We start from the raw sequence: 16,932 nt of genomic DNA, 5'->3' as shown, positions 1-16,932 counted from the left end.
GGCATCGGCACGGTCAGCGCCGTGACGATCCTCGCCCTGATGCCCGAGCTCGGCCATCTCCAGCGCCGACAGGCCGCAGCGCTGGCCGGCACCGCCCCGCACCCCAACGAGAGCGGCACAGAAAGGGGCCGGCGACGCCAGCGCGGCGGCAGACCGCAGGTCAGGACCGCACTCTTCATGCCGGCCTTGCGCGCCGCTGCCGGACAAGGCGAGTTCGCCGCCTTCTACGCGCGCCTCATCGCCAACGGAAAACCACCGATCCTCGCAATCGCAGCGACCATGCGAAAGATCATCATAACCCTCAACGCAAGGCTCAGAGACAATCAAAACCATCAGAGTTGATGACGATGTGATGAGGTAGAAAACCCCAGCACTATTCCGCCGCGGCTGCCGAGTTCGAGCCGATATAATTGCGGATCGTCTCGATGATGCGGTCCTGATCGTCTTCCGACAGATAGGGATGCATCGGCAGGCACAGGATGCGCTGCGGCAGGCCTTCCGAGACGGCAAGCCCGGTGGGCGTGCGCGGGAAGCCGCGATAGGCGACCTGCGCGTGCAGCGGCTTGACGTAATAGATGACGGACGGAATGCCCTTTTCCTGCAAGTGCGCCTTGAGGCCGTCGCGCTTCGGCGTCTCGATGGCGTATTGCGCCCAGGCCGAGCGGCCCTGGCCGGGATTGTTCGCGGCTTTCACGACGTCGCCGAGCCCGTCGGCATAGCGGGCGGCCACCTTGCGGCGGGCTTCCATCTCGTCTTCGAGGATGGCGAGCTTCTCGATCAGGATCGCTGCCTGAAGCGTGTCGAGGCGCGAATTGATGCCGACATGGATGTTGTCGTACTGCGTTTCGCCCTTGCCGTGGAAGGCGAAGGACCGCAACCTTTCGGCGAGATCGCCGTCATCGGTGAACATGGCGCCGCCGTCGCCATAGCAGCCGAGCGGCTTGGCCGGATAGAAGCTGGTGCCGGCGACATGGCCGAACGCGCCGCACATCCTGTCGCCGAAAGAGCCGCCGATGGACTGGGCGGCGTCCTCGATCACCAGCAGGTTCTCGCGCTTGGCGATCTGCATGATGGCATCATAGTCGGCGCAGAGTCCGAACAGGTCGACCGGGATGATCGCCTTCGGCTGCAGGCGGCCTTCCTTCTTCACCATGTCGATGGCCGCTTCGAGGCTGGCGATGTCGATGTTGTAGGTGTCGGGATCAACGTCGACGAAGACGGGCTCGGCCTTGGCAAGTGCCACCACTTCGGCTGTCGCGGCAAAGGTGAAGCTCGGCACGAACACCGCGTCGCCGCGTCCGATGCCGGAGGCGTAGAGCGGCAGGAGCAGCGCGTCGGTGCCGTTGGCGCAGGCCACGACATGCTTGGTGCCGACATAGGCGGCGAGTTTCTGTTCCAGTTCCCCGACTTGCGGCCCCAGAATGTAACGGCCATCGTCAACGACGCGGTCGATGGCGGCTTTGAGCCGGTCGCGGATGCGTTCGCGCTGTGCGTTGAGATCGATGAACTGCATGAGTGCTCCAATGCGGATGAGCCAGTAACCGGGCGCAAGTAGCAGACTTGGCCGGACTGGGAAAGGCGCAGGCCCCTGCGGCCGATGCGGCCAGATCACATTTCGCTGCGCGAGTGCGGCCGAAATTTGATGTCCGCCGAAATCAGGCGAGCTCGCGCCGCCAGGGCGGATTGGCGCCGGCGCGCGAGACGGTGACGGCGGCGGCCCGGGCCGCCAGATCGAGCGCGGTGTGCAGTGCTTCGCCGGAAAGCGAGGCGATCGCGGCCTTGGTCAGCAAGCCCTGTTCGGAGAGGGAGGCGAGCAGGCCGCCGTTGAACGTGTCGCCGGCCCCCACCGTATCCACCACATCGACTTGCGGCGGGACGGCCGACACGCTGCCCCTGCGCGTATGGCCGGTGGCGCCCCTGCCGCCATGGGTGACGACGATGAGGCGCGGCCCCCGCTCCAGCCATGCACGCACGAAATCCTCCGGCGCGCCGGTATGTCCGAACCAGGCAAGGTCCTCGTCCGAGAGCTTGACGATGTCGGCCATGGCCATCATCGCCTTGATGCGGGCCAGATGCTTTTCGCGGTCGGGGATGAAGCCCGGCCTGATATTGGGATCGAGCATCGTCACGCGGGTGCCGTGCTCACGGCGCATGAGCGCCTCATAGGCGCCGCCGGCCGGCTCGGAAATCAGGCTGATGGCGCCGAACAGCATGGCCTCGATCTCGTCGCCGAGCGCCGGCAGGTCGGCCTCGGTCAGCATGCGCCCGGCCGTGTTCTCGTCATAGAAGGTGTAGCTGGCCTGGCCGTCGTCGAGTTGCACGAAGGCGAGCGTGGTGGGGCGAGGAGAGATGTGGAGATAGCGGCAGTCTACCTGGCTGGCTTCGAGTTCCTTCCGCAGCAGGCTGCCGAACATGTCGCTGGAGAGGCCCGAGAAGAAGCCGGTGCGCGCGCCGAGCCGCCCGAGCGCGATGGCCGTGTTGAACACCGCGCCGCCGGCATAGGGCGCGAAGGCGGTCTCGCCAAGCGTGGAACGGCGCGGCAGCATGTCGATCAGGGCCTCGCCGCAGCAGAGTATCATTCGCGTTCGCTCCGTGGTGTTGTTTCAGCGACGGCTGCCTGCAGCTCACGTCGCCCGGGCGGGGAGGGTCGGGCCGATCAGGAAGCGCTCCGACAGGGGCAGGCTCGCCGCGCCCAGCGCCCGCGCATGGACGCCGACCGTGCCTTGCTCGATGCGGGGGATAGTGAGGCCTTCCGCGTCTATGCCGGAGATGGCTTCGCGCACGGCCTCGACCAGCCGTGCCCGCACCGTGGCAGGCATCCAGCCGTCTATGACGGCGGCTTCGAAGTCGATGACGGCTGTGGAGGAGGCGATGGCATAGGCGAGCGCGCCCGCGGCGTCGGCGATCCACTGGTCGACAACGGGGCCGAGGTCGCCCCACTCCTCCGGCGTGGTCCACAGATGCGGCGCCTCGATGCCCTGCGTGTTGAGACGCTTTTCGAGGACGGCGATGGAGGCGATATCGATGAGCTGCGTCGGCTTGTTGCCGTTGCAGGGCACCAGCATCGAACCCAGGGCGCCGGCATTGCCGGTCGGGCCGCTGTAGAGCCTTCCGTCGAGCACGATGCCGCCGCCGGCGAAGGCGCCGATGTAGAAATACACGAAGTCCCGCAGCGCGCCCGTCTGGCCGAACACCAGTTCGGCTCCGCAGGCGGAGGTGGCGTCGTTTTGCAGATAGACGGGAAAGTCGCACAGAAGCTGGATTTCGGCGCGCATGTCGCGGTGGCGCCACTCGTCCATCACCTCGCGCGGGGCGCCGGCCGTGTCGGCCCAGTTCCAGAGCTGGAACGGCATGGCGATGCCGAGGCCGGCAATGCGCTGCTGGTGGCTGGCGCTGAGGCTGTCGCGCAGCTTTGCCATACCTGTCGAAACGAAACCGACCGTCTCGCGCGGCACCGGATAGCGGTAGGAGAGCTGCAGGGCCGCGCGCACCGTGCCGAGAAAATCGATCAGCACCAGGTCGGCGCTGCGGCGCCCGATCTTCAGGCCGATGAAGAAGGCCCCGTCCGGATTGAGCGACATGGGAACCGAGGGCTGGCCGATCTTGCCGCGCTGCGGCGCCTGTTTCAGAAGAAGGCCGTCCCGCTCCAGCTCGCGCATGATGACCGATACGGTCTGCGCCGAAAGGCCGGTCATGCGGGCGATGTCGGATTTGGACAGGCTGCCGTGCAGGCGCACGAGCGACAGCACGAGCCGCTCGTTGTGATCGCGCATTCCGCTCTGGTTGGTGCCGCGGTGGAAACGGCTTTCCGCCGCTTCGGGCGGCCCATGCTTTGCTATGCCGGTTTCCACCGCAAGGTCTCCCGCCAATCCTCCCGTCCTTTGGCAAGAATGTTGGATCGGTGCAATGCTGTCAATAATAAATAAGAGTGATTTAATTATTGACACGCGGGTGGCGGCCATGCTTTTTTTGCCGGAGGGCGCGGCTGGGAAGGTAGCGCGAGCGCTCGCATCATGGCGCCGGCATAGGCTCGGCGCCGCAATCGTTCTGGGAGGATGGAATGAAAATCTCCGCGTTGAAGACCGCTCTGTTTTGCGCGACCGCTTTTGGCGTCGCGGCGCTGGCCGCACCGGCCTCGGCCCAGGAAATCGGCGCCTGCCTGATCACCAAGACCGACACCAACCCCTTCTTCGTCAAGATGAAGGAAGGCGCCACCGCCAAGGCGCAGGAACTGGGCGTCAACCTGAAATCCTATGCCGGCAAGATCGACGGCGACAGCGAAAGCCAGGTCGCGGCGATCGAGAGCTGCATCGCCGACGGTGCCAAGGGCATCCTCATCACCGCCTCCGACACGGCCGGCATCGTGCCCTCGATCAAGAAGGCGCGCGACGCGGGCATTCTCGTCATCGCGCTGGACACGCCGCTGGAGCCGGCGGATGCCGCCGACGCCACCTTTGCCACCGACAATCTGCTGGCCGGCGAACTGGTCGGCAAATGGGCGGCGGCGACGCTGGGCGAGGGCGCCAAGGATGCGAAGATCGCCTTCCTCAACCTGACGCCGTCGCAGCCGACCGTGGACGTGCTGCGCAACCAAGGCTTCATGAAGGGTTTCGGCATCGACACCAAGGACATCAACCGCATCGGTGACGAGGACGACCCGCGCATCGTCGGCCACGATGTCACCAACGGCAACGAGGAAGGCGGCCGCAAGGCCATGGAGAACCTGCTCCAGAAGGACCCCTCGATCAATGTCGTCCACACCATCAACGAGCCGGCGGCGGCCGGCGCCTATGAGGCGCTGAAGGCGGTCGGCATGGAAGGCAATGTGTTGATCGTCTCGGTCGACGGCGGCTGCCCGGGCGTCAAGAACGTCGAGGCCGGCGTCATCGGCGCCACCTCCCAGCAATATCCGCTGCTGATGGCCTCTCTCGGCATCGAGGCGATCAAGAAGTTCGCCGAGACCGGCGAAAAGCCGCAGGCCACCGAAGGCAAGGACTTCGTCGATACGGGCGTGGCGCTGGTCACGGCCAAGCCGGCCGAGGGCGTCGAGTCCATCGATGTCCAGAAGGGGCTGGAACTGTGCTGGGGTTGATCTGACCCGCGCTTGGGCACACTATCGCGAGGCGCGCGGAAAATCCGTGCGCCTCAGGTGAAAGCGCTCCGGGGAGGAGAGCCGGATGACCGAGGCGTCGGCACGCGGCGGGCAGCCGCAGGAGTTCGAGAAGGTTCTGACGGGCAGCGACACTGCGGTGGCGCAGTTCGAGAGCCACGACCGGACGGCGGTGGAGCGGCTCCAGCATTTCCTGCATTCGAGCCCGGCGGCGGTGCCGCTGATCGTGCTCATCGCTTCCCTTGCCGTCTTCGCCTTCGTTATCGGCTCGCGTTTCTTTTCGCCGTTCTCGATGACGCTCATCCTCCAGCAGGTGGCGATCGTCGGCATCATCGGCGCCGCGCAGACGCTGGTGATACTGACCGCCGGCATCGACCTCTCGGTCGGCGCCATCATGGTGCTGACCTCCGTGGTGATGGGCCAGTTCACCTTCCGCTACGGCCTGCCGGCGCCGGTCGCCATCCTGTGCGGCTTCGGCGTCGGTGCGGCCTGCGGCTTCCTCAACGGCTGGCTGGTGTCGCGGGTGAAGCTGCCGCCCTTCATCGTCACGCTTGGCACCTGGCAGATCATCCTGGCCGCCAACTTCCTCTATTCGGCCAATGAAACCATCCGCGCGCAGGACATCGAGGCGCAGGCGCCGCTGCTGCAATGGTTCGGCAACAATATCCGCGTCGGCAACGCCGTCTTCACCTATGGCGTCATCGCCATGGTCGTGCTGGTTCTGGTGCTCTGGTACGTGCTCAACCACACGGCATGGGGCCGGCATGTCTATGCCGTGGGCGACGACCCGGAGGCGGCGGAGCTTTCGGGCGTCAACGTTAACCGCATGCTCTTGTCGGTCTATGTGCTGGCCGGGCTGATCTGCGCGCTGGCAGGCTGGGCGCTGATCGGCCGGCTGGGCTCGGTGTCGCCGACCTCCGGCCAGTTCGCCAATATCGAATCCATCACGGCGGTGGTGATCGGCGGCATATCGCTGTTCGGCGGACGCGGTTCCATCCTCGGCATGCTGTTCGGCGCGCTGATCGTCGGCGTGTTCTCGCTGGCGCTGCGCCTGATCGGCACGGACCCGCAATGGACCTACCTGCTCATTGGCGTGCTGATCATCGCCGCCGTCACGGTGGACCAGTGGATCAGGAAGGTGGCCGGCTGATGCAAAGCGAACCTCTTCTCACGGCGCGCGGCCTGGTCAAGCGCTATGGCCGGGTGACGGCCCTCGACGCGGCCGACTTCGACCTCTATCCGGGCGAGATCCTTGCGGTGATCGGCGACAACGGCGCCGGCAAGTCCTCGCTGATCAAGGCGATCTCGGGCGCCATCACGCCCGATGAGGGCGAGATCAGGCTGGACGGCAAGCCCGTCGCCTTTCGCTCGCCCATGGAGGCGCGCGATGCCGGCATCGAGACCGTCTACCAGAACCTCGCGCTGTCGCCGGCGTTGTCGATTGCCGACAACATGTTCCTCGGCCGCGAGATCAGGCGGCCGGGCGTGCTCGGCAAATGGCTGCGCATGCTCGACCGCCCGGCGATGGAAAAGCGGGCGCGGGCCATGCTTTCCGAACTCGGCCTGATGACCATCCAGAACATCGGGCAGGCGGTCGAAACGCTCTCCGGAGGTCAGCGGCAGGGCGTGGCGGTGGCGCGGGCGGCGGCCTTCGGTTCCAAGGTCGTCATCATGGACGAGCCGACGGCGGCGCTCGGCGTCAAGGAATCGCGGCGCGTGCTGGAACTGATCCTCGACGTGAAGAAGCGCGGCCTGCCGATCGTGCTGATCTCGCACAACATGCCGCATGTGTTCGAGGTGGCGGATCGCATCCACATCCACCGGCTGGGCCGGCGTCTCACCGTCATCGACCCCAAGGAATACACCATGTCGGACGCCGTGGCCTTCATGACCGGCGCCAAGCGGCCACCGGAAACTGCCGTCGCGGCCTGAATTGGGCCATCTTCACCGGCACTGTCGGAAAGCGTATCTGGATTGCGGATCGAAGTGCATGCTTGCGCGTTGATCCGCATCCGCACGCTTGTTTCCCTAAGAGGCAGACCGACAGATGATCCGCACCGTGGCGACCACCCCGTTCGACGACCAGAAGCCGGGAACTTCCGGGCTGCGCAAGAAGGTGCCGGTGTTCCAGCAGGCGCACTATGCGGAGAATTTCATCCAGTCGATCTTCGACGCGCTCTCGGGTTTCGAGGGCAAGACGCTGGTGGTCGGCGGCGACGGCCGCTACTACAACCGCGAGGTGATCCAGAAGGTCGTCGCCATGGCCGCCGCCAACGGCTTCGGCAGGCTGATGATCGGGCAGGGCGGCATCCTGTCGACGCCGGCAGCCTCGCATCTCATCCGCAAATACAAGGCTTTCGGCGGCATCATCCTGTCAGCCAGCCACAATCCCGGCGGGCCGAAGGAGGATTTCGGCATCAAGTACAACGCCGAAAATGGCGGGCCGGCGCCGGAAAAGATCACCGATGCGATCTATGCGCGCTCGAAGGAAATCCGCGAATACAGGATCGCGGATATCGACGAGGTCGACATCGACACGATCGGCAAGGTCGAGGTCGAGGGCATGACGGTGGAAGTCGTCGACCCGGTTCGGGACTATGCCGACATGATGGAAAGCCTGTTCGACTTCAACGCGCTGCGCAGGCTTTTTGACTCGGGTTTCCGCATGCGCTTCGACGCCATGCACGCCGTCACCGGACCCTATGCGAAGGAGATATTCGAGCGTCGCCTGGGCGCGGCCGAGGGCACCTGCCGCAATTTTCGGCCGCTTCCGGATTTCGGCGGTCATCACCCCGATCCCAACCTCGTCCACGCCAAGCATCTTTATGACGAGATGATGGGGCCAGACGCGCCCGATTTCGGTGCCGCATCGGATGGCGACGGCGACCGCAACCTGATCATCGGCAAGGGCATCTTCGTCACCCCCTCGGACTCGCTGGCGCTGCTGGCGGCCAACGCCCGGGTGGCGCCCGCCTATGCGGCGGGGCTGGCAGGCATCGCCCGCTCCATGCCGACCAGCGGCGCGGCCGACCGCGTGGCCCAGAAGCTCGGCATCGGCCTCTACGAGACGCCGACCGGATGGAAGTTCTTCGGCAATCTGCTCGATGCCGGGATGGCGACGATCTGCGGCGAGGAAAGCGCCGGCACCGGCTCCAGCCATGTGCGCGAGAAGGACGGGCTGTGGGCGGTGCTTCTGTGGCTGTCGATCCTTGCCGCGCGCGGCGAAAGCGTGAAGGAGATCGTCGAGACGCACTGGGCCGAGTTCGGCCGCAACTACTATTCGCGCCACGATTATGAAAAGGTCGAGACCACCCGCGCCGACGGGTTGATCGAGGAGTTGCGCGGCCGGCTGCCGGACCTGCCGGGAACGCAGGTGCGCGGCCTGACGGTGGAGACGGCCGACGACTTCGCCTATCACGATCCGGTCGACGGCTCGGTCAGCGAGCATCAGGGCATCCGCATCCTGTTCGCGGGCGGGTCGCGGGTCGTGTTCCGCCTTTCGGGAACCGGCACCAGCGGCGCCACCCTGCGCGTCTATATCGAGCGCTACGAGCCTGACGCGGCAAGGCATGGTCTCGACACGCAGCAGGCGCTGGCCGACCTGATCGCGGCGGCCGACGAGATTGCCGGCATCCGCCGCCATACCGGCCGCGACCGGCCGAGCGTGATTACTTGATTAAGCTACTGCACCAGCACGGAGCGGCCGCAGGTGGCGCCGGTGACGCGCACATCGGCTTCCCCCAGCTTGATGCCGAGAAGGCCGAGCACATTGTCGAGCAGGTCATCCACGGCCGGGGTGACGCCGCGCAAGGCCGGGGAGACGGCTTTCGTCACCGTGCCGAGCAGCCAGCCGAGGTCGATGCCCAGTCCCAGCGGCTCGACCGACAGCTTCAGATCGTCGATCAGGCTTGATGTGAGCGAAGCCGTATAGTCGCTGGTCCTCGCCGTCTTGACTGCTTTCGCATCGATGTCCGCGCGCGTGAAGGTGAGGGCGATCGGCTCGCCATTGCCCATCCTGGCATGGGCGTAGCCCTTGACCTTGATCAGGTCGAGCGAGATCAGCAGCAGTTTCAGGCTGACATCGGCAATCGCCACCGGACGGAACAGCAACCGGCGGGTGAAGTCGGCGAAGCCCGAGCCATAGGCCTCCGCGATATAGAGTTCCGCGATGCCGGGCGTCGTACCGACCCGGACGCGGATGCTCTCCGGCCGGCCGGTCGGGCATTCGATCGAGTTCAGCCGCGCCTCGGCATAGGCGATTTCGACATGCAGCGGCAGCCTGATCGACAGAAGGTGGATACCGCCGCCGAGATTGCCGGCAAGGGGGCTGACGGTGGCGACGAGGCTGATGCGCGTCTGGGCGGTGCGCACGACCGTTCCCTCCTCGCCGACCGCCAGCCATGGCGAGCTTTGCGGCGGCTCGCCGATCGCGATGTTGAGCTTGAGCGAGCCGAGACCGGGCAGGGTGCCGCCGAGATCGACGGCGACCTGATGATCGCCATTGGCGATTGCCGCGCTTGCCGTCAGCATCGACAGCACATTGGCCGCGATGTCGAGCCCCGCCGGCCGCTGGCCGATCCCCAGCCTGGCGACGTTGCCCAGATCGATCAGGCTGCGCAGCGAAACCAGAAGGTTGGCGCTCGAGCGCGCGCCCAGCGTTTGCAGCGCGATGCGGGTGGTGCTGTCGAGGCCCGGCACGTCGGCCATGGCGGCGGCGATCTGGCCGATACGGACATCCGAGGCCAGCACGTCGGAATAGGTGCCGGCGGTGATGCCGATGCGGGTGGCGAGCGCGTCGAGGAAGGGCAGCACGCCGATGTCGGCCTTCGCCAGTGCCTCATAGTCCATGACGCTCAGACTGATGTTGCCGCCAAGCAGGCCGCCGAGCAGCGCGTTGAGCAGGCCACCGTCGAGCCGGAGCAGGCGCGAGCCGACGGAAAAGGAGGCCTCGGCGGTGCTGCTGGCGATAGCCGAGGTGCCGATCACCGGCGGGGCCATGACGCTGCTTCCGAAATAGAGGCGGCCGGTCTTCTTCAATGACACCTGCACCGCATTGTAGGGCTGGACGCCGGGCTTGAAGCGGCTGGCGACGGATTCGCTGGAGTTAGGGATGTAGCGGCCCTTGACCACCTCCGCCACCGGCCTGCCGGGAAGGGGCGGCGTCGTGTCGCCGGCCGGGCGCAGCAGGACGGAGCCGAGGCCGTTGTCGGCCAGCGTGGCGGCCACCACCGCTTCCGCACTGCCGATATTGGCGTTCGCGGCGATGGCGGCGATGTCGGTGATGGCCTGGGCGTGGCGGCGCTCGGTGTAGAGCGCGCCTTCGTCCACCGCGAAGGCGGTGAGCACGATGGCGAAGGGCAGGGTCAGTGCCGTCATCACCGCGAAATTGCCCCGGGAATTCTTGAGGAACCGTCTGACGCGGCGCGGCGCGCGTGCGAGGTTCTTTTCCATCACAGTCCTCCCAGCCTGATGGTGGATTGCCGCTGGATCGTCTTGCCCGGCATGGCGATGCCGTGGAACAGGTTCCAGATCGGCAGGTCGGTGGCGTCATAGCTGACGGAAACCACGAAGCGGCTACCGTCCATCGCGCTGTCGCGGGCATCGACGGTGAGCTTGCGCGGATCCAGGAACGGATAGCCGGCACCGTTGCGGGTGATGAAGTCGTTGACGAGGTCGGTGCGCTCCTGTGCCGACAGCCCGCCCATGGAGATGCGGGCCGCATCGGCGGCGAGTTGCTGCACCGAATGGCTGGCGCCGAAATAGATGCCATAGGCAATCATGCCGAGCAGAAGCATCAGGAAAATCGGGGCCAGGATGGCGAACTCGATGGCGGTGGCAGCCCGGCGACATCGGCAAAAACGGCCGAGGCGGCTTGTTTGAGGTGAAGCATTGATCATGAGCATATCCAGCATCATGCAACCTCAGACTGTCTAAAATTGACAATAATCAACTTTAAAGTGCAAAGGTTTACCGATGATTACGGGGCGGAATTGTTCAGGATCGCGCTTGCTCGATATGTCCAACCATATATAACCACATTGACGAAGCTGATCCCGAGACGCCTGCGATGCCTCTTTTCCGACTGCTGCTTGTTGCATTTTTCGCCCTTCAACTGGTTGTGGTGCCGGCCGTTGCCGAGGCGGCGCGACATTTCGTCGATGCCGCCGGCAGGTCGGTCGAGATTCCGGACAGGATAGAGCGCGTGCTGGCTGCCGGCCCGCCGGCCTCGGTGCTGCTTTATGTGCTGTCGCCGGAAAAGATGGTGGGCTGGGTGCGCAGCCCCTCGGCCGCCGAAAAGGAATTCCTCGCCGCCCCCTATCGCGACCTGCAGGAAACCGGACGCCTCACCGGGCGCGGCAATACCGCCAATATCGAGATGGTGCTGTCCATGAAGCCGGACATCATCATCGATGTCGGCAGCGTCGATGCCACCTACGCCTCGCTGGCCGACCGGGTGCAGGAGCAGACCGGCATTCCCTATGTGCTGATCGACGGCGCATTCGCGCGTACGCCGGAAACCCTCCGCGAGGTGGCGGGCCTGCTGGGCGTCGGGACGCGTGGCGAGGAACTCGCATCCTATGCCGAGCGCACCATGGACTGGCAGAAGCAGGCGGTGGCCGGCATCCCGGACGCCGAGCGCCCGCGCGTCTATTACGGGCGCGGACCGGACGGGCTGGAAACGGGCGCGGCCGGATCGATCAACATGGAAATCCTCGACGTGTGGGCGCGCGCAATGTCGCCGTGCTGTCCGGTTCCGGCGGCCTTTCCAACGTCTCGATCGAGCAGGTGCTGGGCTGGGACCCGGATGTGATCCTGACGCTCAACCCCGACTTCCAGAAATCGGTCATGACCGATCCGACCTGGGCCAATCTCAGGGCGGTGAAGGAGGGCAGGGTCTACAGGGCGCCGACGCTGCCCTACGGCTGGTTCGACTCCCCGCCCGGCGTCAACCGCCTGATGGCGGTGACCTGGCTGACGGCGATACTCTATCCGGGCAAGGGCGAGTTCGACCTGCGGGAGCGGACGCGCGAATTCTATCGTCTCTTCTATCAGGTCGATCTGTCGCAAGAGCAGCTTGACCGGCTTCTGGCCGAGTCCATGGGGCGGTGAGGATGAGCGAAACGTTGCCGGAGATCGGCAGGCAGGGGCGCGCCTCCCGCTTGCGGCCGCTGCTGCCGCCGGCCCTGCTGGCGGTCATCGTGGTTCTTGCCCTCTCGGCCGGCAAATATGACGTCTCGCTGTCCGACATGGCGCTGGTCATCTGGTCGCGCCTGACCGGCATGCCGAGCGGCCTCGACGCCACCGTGGAAACGGTGGTCTGGAACGTGCGGCTGCCGCGCGTGCTGGCCGGGCTGCTGGTCGGCGCCTCGCTGGCCGCGGCCGGCGCGGTCTATCAGGGCCTGTTCCGCAATCCGCTGGTTTCTCCCGATATTCTGGGCGTATCGGCCGGGGCCAGCCTTGGTGCCGTCGGCGGCATCTTCTTCTCCCTGCCGGTGCTGGCGATCCAGGGCATGGCCTTCGCCGGCGGGCTCGTGGCGGTTGCGATGGTCTATCTGGTCGGCTCCATGGTGCGCGGCCGCGACCCCATCCTGGTGCTGGTGCTGGCGGGCGTGGCGATCGGGGCGCTGCTCGGCGCCTGCATCTCGCTCCTCAAGGTCCTTGCCGATCCCTACAACCAGCTTCCCGCCATTACCTTCTGGCTGCTCGGCAGCTTGGCCAGCATCACCCGTGCCGATGCCGTCTCCATCATGCCGGCCGTGCTGGTCGGGCTGGTGCCGATGGTGCTGCTGCGCTGGCGCATGAACCTGATGACGCTGGACGAGGAGGAAGCGCGCGCGCTCGGCATCGAGACCGGCCGGTTGCGCCTGTTGCTGGTGGCAGCGGCAACGCTGATGACGGCGGCCGCGGTTTCCGTGTCGGGTATCATCGGCTGGGTCGGGCTGGTCATGCCGCACATCGCCCGCAGCCTCGTCGGGCCGGATTTCGGACGGCTGCTGCCGGCCTCGCTGATGCTCGGCGGCGGCTATCTGGTCGGGGTCGATGCGCTGGCGCGCACCGTCGCCCAGATCGAGGTGCCGCTCGGCATCCTGACGGCGGTGATCGGCGCGCCGTTCTTCCTCTGGCTGCTGGCGAGCGGGAGGCGCGGCTGGCAATGATGATGAGCGCGCGCGAACTTGCCTTCGGCTATCGCGGCACGCCGGTGGGCGAGGGCGTGACGCTGGCGGTCGAGGCGCGCAATGTGCTGTGCCTGATGGGCCCCAACGGTTGCGGCAAGACCACGCTGTTCCGCACGCTGCTCGGCCTGCTGCCGCCGCTGGCCGGCAGGCTGGAACTGCATGGCCGGCCGGTGCAGGAATTCAGCCGCCCGGAATTCGCCCGCCACGTCGCCTATGTGCCGCAGGCCGGCTCGTCCTATTTCCCGTTCAGCGTCATGGAGGTGGTGACCATGGCGCGGGCCAGCCGCATCGGCACCTTCGCCACGCCATCCGCCCATGATCGGCAGATATCGATGGCCGCGCTGGAGCGGCTCGGCCTTGTCCATCTCGCCGGTCGGTCGTTCACCGAAATCAGCGGCGGCGAGCGGCAGATGACGCTGATCGCGCGGGCCCTGGCGCAGGAAGCGGAACTGATCGTTATGGACGAGCCGACCGCCAGCCTCGATTTCGGCAACCAGGCGCGGGTGCTGGATTGCATCAACGAATTGCGCGGCTCCGGTCTCGCCATCGTGCTGTCGACCCACGACCCCGGCCATGCCTTCGCCTGCGCCGACCGCGTAGCGTTGATGAAGAAGGGCCGGATCGTCGGGCTGGGCACGCCGCCGGAGGCAGTCACGCCGGAGACGCTGCGCGGCCTTTACGGTGTCGAGGTCGCGGTGGAGTTCATGCAAGGGGCCGGGCGCAGCATCTGCGCGCCGGCGCTTGGCCGTTTCCGGCAGCAGGAGTGACGAAATGGTGAGGGAAAACGAGATCCGAAAGGGCGAGCGGGCCGTGGAGGCGCCGCCCGCGACCGATGCCGGGCTGGTGTTCATCGGGCGCATTCACACGCCATGGACATCGCGCATGGCGACGCCGCGGCAGGGGCGCCGCGACGGCCCCATCTGCCGCATCGAGGTCTTCGAGCCATGGGTCGAGGCGCTGGCCAATATCGAGGAGTTCGAGGAACTGGAGGTGCTCTACTGGCTGCACCTGTCGCGGCGCGATCTGGTGCTGCAAAGCCCCGCCAATGACGGTTCGGCGCGCGGCACCTTCTCGATCCGCTCGCCGGCGCGGCCCAATCCCATCGGCACCTCGATCGTCGCGCTGGCCGGGCGCGAGGGCAATGTGCTTCTGGTGCGCGGCATGGACTGCCTCGACGGCACGCCGCTCATCGACCTGAAGCCTGAACGGACAGGCTTCACGCCCATCGCCCCGCCGCAGCCGGGCGATTTCGAGGTAGGGTAAGCCCCCAGTGGAAATGCCCGCCGGCAATCGCAATTGCCGGCGGGTGTTGTCGGGGAGGATGCTTCAGAACGTGATGCGAGAGTTCAGATAGAAGGTGCGGCCGGGCTCGGGGAACCCGTCACGCATCTCGTAATGCTTGTCGAGCATGTTGCGGACGCCGGCGGTAATCGAGGTCTGCTCATTGATCGCGTATTCCACATTGAGGTTGGCGAGGCCGAAGCCCGGCAGCTTCCTGTAGTTGCCTCCGCCTATGCTGGACCAGCGTCCGCTCGACAGTTCGAGGCCGGGCGAAATGGTGAGCTTTTCGATCGGGCGCCAATGGGCATAGAGATATGCCACGTGCTCGGGCCTGCCCTCCGGCCTCAGGTTCGGACTTGCGGGATTTTTCAGTTCGCTCTTCAGCAAGGTGTAGTTGCCGCCCAGCGTGAGTTCGGGAAGCACGTCCCACTCGCCGGAAACCTCGAACCCGTAATACTGCGCCTTGCCGACATTCTGGGCCTGGGTGCAGTTGACGCCACCGCCGCCTATCGGTGCGCACGAGAGCCCGGATACGCTGATGATGGCATTGCTGACATCGCTGTAGAACACGGCGCCGCCGATCCGCGCGTCACCGTCGAGGACGGTGGCCGTGCCGCCGATCTCGTAGTTATAGGCGCGCTCGGCCTCGAGCCCGGGATTGGGGATATTGGTGCCGAAGCGGGTGCTGTAGCGCTCAAAGAGATTGGGGAAGCGCGTACGGGCCGACAGGCTGGCGTGAAGTTCCAGGTCCGGCGTCGCCCGCCAGATCGTCGCCCCTTGCCAGTTGAACGCGTCCATGCTGGTGAGCGATGCGCTGTCGATGGTTCCGCCGGGCGAGCCGCCGCCGGGAGGATTCGGAGGCGTATAGAACTCCGCTCGTATGGTCTTTTGCGTGTCGTAGCTCAGGCCTGCGACGAGATCGAGGGTTTCGGTGGCGTGGAAGGTGTTCTCCGCTGCCACGGACCAGGTGTCCTCCGACCTCTGCACCGTCGGTTCCCAGCCGGTCCAGCCGGCAGGGACGCCAGTGGTGCGACCGGGCCATTCGTGATCCGTGTTCCGGTGCGCGTCGCGCCGGTAGTGGAGGGCGGTCTTCAGCGTGTTCATGGGGATCAGCTCCGTGCCGCCCTCCACGCTGAAGCCGTAGGCGTAGTCCTTGTAGTAGCTGTCGAAGCCCCGCACCGATTGCGAATCGAAGTTCACGTCGTCGAAGGCGGACAACAGGTTGTCGAACGTGTTGTAGTAGGTCTTCGTCTTCACATAGGACGCATCGCCGATTGCTGTGTGAGAGTTGAACGACGCGCTGGAAACGTTCCAGTAAGGCCAGGTCCAGTTGTTCTGCCAGCCGCCGTTCGGCGTGATGCCGCGCACATTGTCGCGAATGTGGTAGGGCGCCCCCTTGCTGCCTTCCTGGTGCGTGTAACTGACGACGTATTCGTCGGTTGCGTTGGGCGTCAAACCGGCCTTGAGATTGATGCGCCAGTCCTCGACCTGGCTGAAGTCGCGGCGGCCCGGCCCCTGCACGGGGTCGCCGCCGCCCGGCGGCGGTACGGGATTGTAGTTGCGCGACAGGAACCAGCCGTCACTGTCGCGGACCGCACCGCTGGCCTGAAGGTAGAACATCTCCTGTTTCGTGCCGACGGAGCCGAACAGCGTATAGCCGGACAGCTTGCCGGTGTTGCCGAGTTCGAAGCCGGCGCGCACTTCGCCTTCCAGTTCCCTGGTCGGCTTGCGGGTGACAAGATTGATGGCGCCGCCCATGCCGCCGGGGCCGTCGAGAACCGAGACATAGCCCTTGTGGACCTGGATTTCGGCAAGGTCCGGCGTCAGGAAGCGGCCGACGTCGATCCGGTTGTCTGCCGGCAGGTAGATGCGCACGCCGTCGATCGACAGCGGCACCTGCCAGCGGTCGAAGCCGCGCACATAGATCATGCGTTCATTGCGCTGGCCGCCGGAGTTGGAGACCTCGACGCCCGGCACGGTGCGCAGGGCATCGTCCAGCGTGTTGCGGTTCTGGGTGCGCACGTCTTCGGAAGAAACGACGCTCTGCGAGACGGCCTGACCGCTGGTTCCGCCAACCTGCTGGTCGCCATAGACGGTGATCCGCCCCAGGACGAACACGTCCTCATCGGCCTTCCTGGCGCGAGGCTTCTTGTCCTTTTCGTTGGACTGGACCTCTGCAATTTCGCTCTCGTCGGTCTGCGCCAGCGCCTGCTGGGCAGACATGACGGTGGCCAGCGCTGTAAGCGCTACACCCATGTAGACATATCGCAATTTGACATCCCCCGGAAAAATCACACCATAAAACGGATTCTGAGCGAGATGTCTCTCACTAGAATCAAAGTGTTATATTCATAAAAATATATC

General features: G+C 65.8%; 14 protein-coding genes and 1 pseudogene. 9 read left to right on the top strand and 6 right to left on the bottom strand.

Features of this window, described 5'->3' with window-relative positions:
* Positions 1–342: transposase (locus tag ABID37_RS05165; RefSeq protein ID WP_354193033.1), on the top strand; the 342-nt coding region annotated here is incomplete at its 5' end.
* A gap of 31 nt (positions 343–373) precedes the next feature.
* Here the strand turns inward: ABID37_RS05165 and ABID37_RS05160 are convergent.
* The 3 genes from ABID37_RS05160 to ABID37_RS05150 all read right to left on the bottom strand — a co-directional run bounded on the left by ABID37_RS05160 (position 374) and on the right by ABID37_RS05150 (position 3,851).
* Complete coding sequence (locus ABID37_RS05160; RefSeq protein ID WP_354193032.1) at positions 374–1,513, bottom strand: DegT/DnrJ/EryC1/StrS family aminotransferase; 1,140 nt, start codon at positions 1,511–1,513, stop codon at positions 374–376.
* 142 nt (positions 1,514–1,655) lie between these two features.
* Positions 1,656–2,579, bottom strand: coding sequence for a carbohydrate kinase family protein (locus ABID37_RS05155; RefSeq protein ID WP_354193031.1), 924 nt, complete (start codon positions 2,577–2,579; stop codon positions 1,656–1,658).
* A 45-nt stretch (positions 2,580–2,624) separates the two neighbouring features.
* Entirely contained in the window at positions 2,625–3,851 is a 1,227-nt protein-coding gene (locus tag ABID37_RS05150; RefSeq protein WP_354193062.1) for an ROK family transcriptional regulator, read from the bottom strand.
* Between the two features lie 209 nt (positions 3,852–4,060).
* On the opposite strand from ABID37_RS05150, the gene ABID37_RS05145 reads away from it, so the two are divergent.
* The 4 genes from ABID37_RS05145 to ABID37_RS05130 all read left to right on the top strand — a co-directional run bounded on the left by ABID37_RS05145 (position 4,061) and on the right by ABID37_RS05130 (position 8,786).
* Complete coding sequence (locus ABID37_RS05145) at positions 4,061–5,092, top strand: sugar ABC transporter substrate-binding protein (protein ID WP_354193030.1); 1,032 nt, start codon at positions 4,061–4,063, stop codon at positions 5,090–5,092.
* Between the two features lie 85 nt (positions 5,093–5,177).
* On the top strand, positions 5,178–6,260 hold the full coding sequence (locus tag ABID37_RS05140; RefSeq protein WP_354193029.1) for an ABC transporter permease: 1,083 nt from the start codon (positions 5,178–5,180) through the stop codon (positions 6,258–6,260).
* Complete coding sequence (locus ABID37_RS05135) at positions 6,260–7,042, top strand: ATP-binding cassette domain-containing protein (protein ID WP_354193028.1); 783 nt, start codon at positions 6,260–6,262, stop codon at positions 7,040–7,042. The genes ABID37_RS05140 and ABID37_RS05135 overlap by 1 nt, the downstream gene beginning before the upstream one ends.
* A gap of 115 nt (positions 7,043–7,157) precedes the next feature.
* Positions 7,158–8,786: an alpha-D-glucose phosphate-specific phosphoglucomutase gene (locus ABID37_RS05130; RefSeq protein WP_354193027.1), complete on the top strand. Its 1,629-nt coding sequence runs from the start codon at positions 7,158–7,160 to the stop codon at positions 8,784–8,786.
* Positions 8,787–8,791: 5 nt separating this feature from the next.
* Here the strand turns inward: ABID37_RS05130 and ABID37_RS05125 are convergent, their stop codons facing one another.
* Both ABID37_RS05125 and ABID37_RS05120 read right to left on the bottom strand, forming a co-directional pair.
* Entirely contained in the window at positions 8,792–10,561 is a 1,770-nt protein-coding gene (locus ABID37_RS05125; RefSeq protein ID WP_354193026.1) for a TadG family pilus assembly protein, read from the bottom strand.
* Positions 10,561–11,007: a TadE/TadG family type IV pilus assembly protein gene (locus ABID37_RS05120; RefSeq protein WP_354193025.1), complete on the bottom strand. Its 447-nt coding sequence runs from the start codon at positions 11,005–11,007 to the stop codon at positions 10,561–10,563. Before ABID37_RS05120 ends, ABID37_RS05125 begins: the two co-directional genes overlap by 1 nt.
* Positions 11,008–11,177: 170 nt before the next feature.
* Between ABID37_RS05120 and ABID37_RS05115 the strand changes: the two are divergent.
* From ABID37_RS05115 to tsaA, 4 genes and pseudogenes are all read left to right on the top strand, one after another.
* Positions 11,178–12,220, top strand: a pseudogene (locus ABID37_RS05115) (iron ABC transporter substrate-binding protein).
* A 2-nt stretch (positions 12,221–12,222) separates the two neighbouring features.
* Positions 12,223–13,266, top strand: coding sequence for a FecCD family ABC transporter permease (locus ABID37_RS05105; protein WP_354193022.1), 1,044 nt, complete (start codon positions 12,223–12,225; stop codon positions 13,264–13,266).
* Positions 13,263–14,054, top strand: a complete 792-nt coding sequence (locus ABID37_RS05100; RefSeq protein ID WP_354193021.1) for an ABC transporter ATP-binding protein — start codon at positions 13,263–13,265, stop codon at positions 14,052–14,054. Before ABID37_RS05105 ends, ABID37_RS05100 begins: the two co-directional genes overlap by 4 nt.
* 4 nt (positions 14,055–14,058) lie before the next feature.
* Positions 14,059–14,550, top strand: coding sequence for a tRNA (N6-threonylcarbamoyladenosine(37)-N6)-methyltransferase TrmO (gene tsaA, locus ABID37_RS05095; RefSeq protein WP_354193020.1), 492 nt, complete (start codon positions 14,059–14,061; stop codon positions 14,548–14,550).
* Between the two features lie 63 nt (positions 14,551–14,613).
* On the opposite strand, the gene ABID37_RS05090 is transcribed toward tsaA, so the two are convergent.
* Positions 14,614–16,824, bottom strand: coding sequence for a TonB-dependent receptor plug domain-containing protein (locus ABID37_RS05090; RefSeq protein ID WP_354193019.1), 2,211 nt, complete (start codon positions 16,822–16,824; stop codon positions 14,614–14,616).
* Positions 16,825–16,932: the final 108 nt, after the last annotated feature.

It is taken from the genome of Aquamicrobium terrae (genome assembly GCF_040545735.1).
Classification (GTDB): Bacteria; Pseudomonadota; Alphaproteobacteria; order Rhizobiales; family Rhizobiaceae; genus Mesorhizobium; species Mesorhizobium terrae_A.
The sequence above is the reverse complement of the archived record's forward strand: the minus strand, read 5'-3'. Positions and strand labels throughout refer to the sequence as shown.

Excerpts from the sequence above, each read along its gene's own strand:
- ABID37_RS05100 (WP_354193021.1), top strand. The coding sequence starts at position 13,263 with ATGATGATGAGCGCGCGCGAACTTGCCTTCGGCTATCGCGGCACGCCG.
- ABID37_RS05120 (WP_354193025.1), bottom strand. The coding sequence starts at position 11,007 with ATGATCAATGCTTCACCTCAAACAAGCCGCCTCGGCCGTTTTTGCCGA.
- ABID37_RS05135 (WP_354193028.1), top strand. The coding sequence starts at position 6,260 with ATGCAAAGCGAACCTCTTCTCACGGCGCGCGGCCTGGTCAAGCGCTAT.
- ABID37_RS05130 (WP_354193027.1), top strand. The coding sequence starts at position 7,158 with ATGATCCGCACCGTGGCGACCACCCCGTTCGACGACCAGAAGCCGGGA.
- tsaA (WP_354193020.1), top strand. The coding sequence starts at position 14,059 with ATGGTGAGGGAAAACGAGATCCGAAAGGGCGAGCGGGCCGTGGAGGCG.
- ABID37_RS05160 (WP_354193032.1), bottom strand. The coding sequence starts at position 1,513 with ATGCAGTTCATCGATCTCAACGCACAGCGCGAACGCATCCGCGACCGG.
- ABID37_RS05105 (WP_354193022.1), top strand. The coding sequence starts at position 12,223 with ATGAGCGAAACGTTGCCGGAGATCGGCAGGCAGGGGCGCGCCTCCCGC.
- ABID37_RS05125 (WP_354193026.1), bottom strand. The coding sequence starts at position 10,561 with ATGGAAAAGAACCTCGCACGCGCGCCGCGCCGCGTCAGACGGTTCCTC.
- ABID37_RS05155 (WP_354193031.1), bottom strand. The coding sequence starts at position 2,579 with ATGATACTCTGCTGCGGCGAGGCCCTGATCGACATGCTGCCGCGCCGT.
- ABID37_RS05140 (WP_354193029.1), top strand. The coding sequence starts at position 5,178 with ATGACCGAGGCGTCGGCACGCGGCGGGCAGCCGCAGGAGTTCGAGAAG.
- ABID37_RS05145 (WP_354193030.1), top strand. The coding sequence starts at position 4,061 with ATGAAAATCTCCGCGTTGAAGACCGCTCTGTTTTGCGCGACCGCTTTT.
- ABID37_RS05090 (WP_354193019.1), bottom strand. The coding sequence starts at position 16,824 with ATGGGTGTAGCGCTTACAGCGCTGGCCACCGTCATGTCTGCCCAGCAG.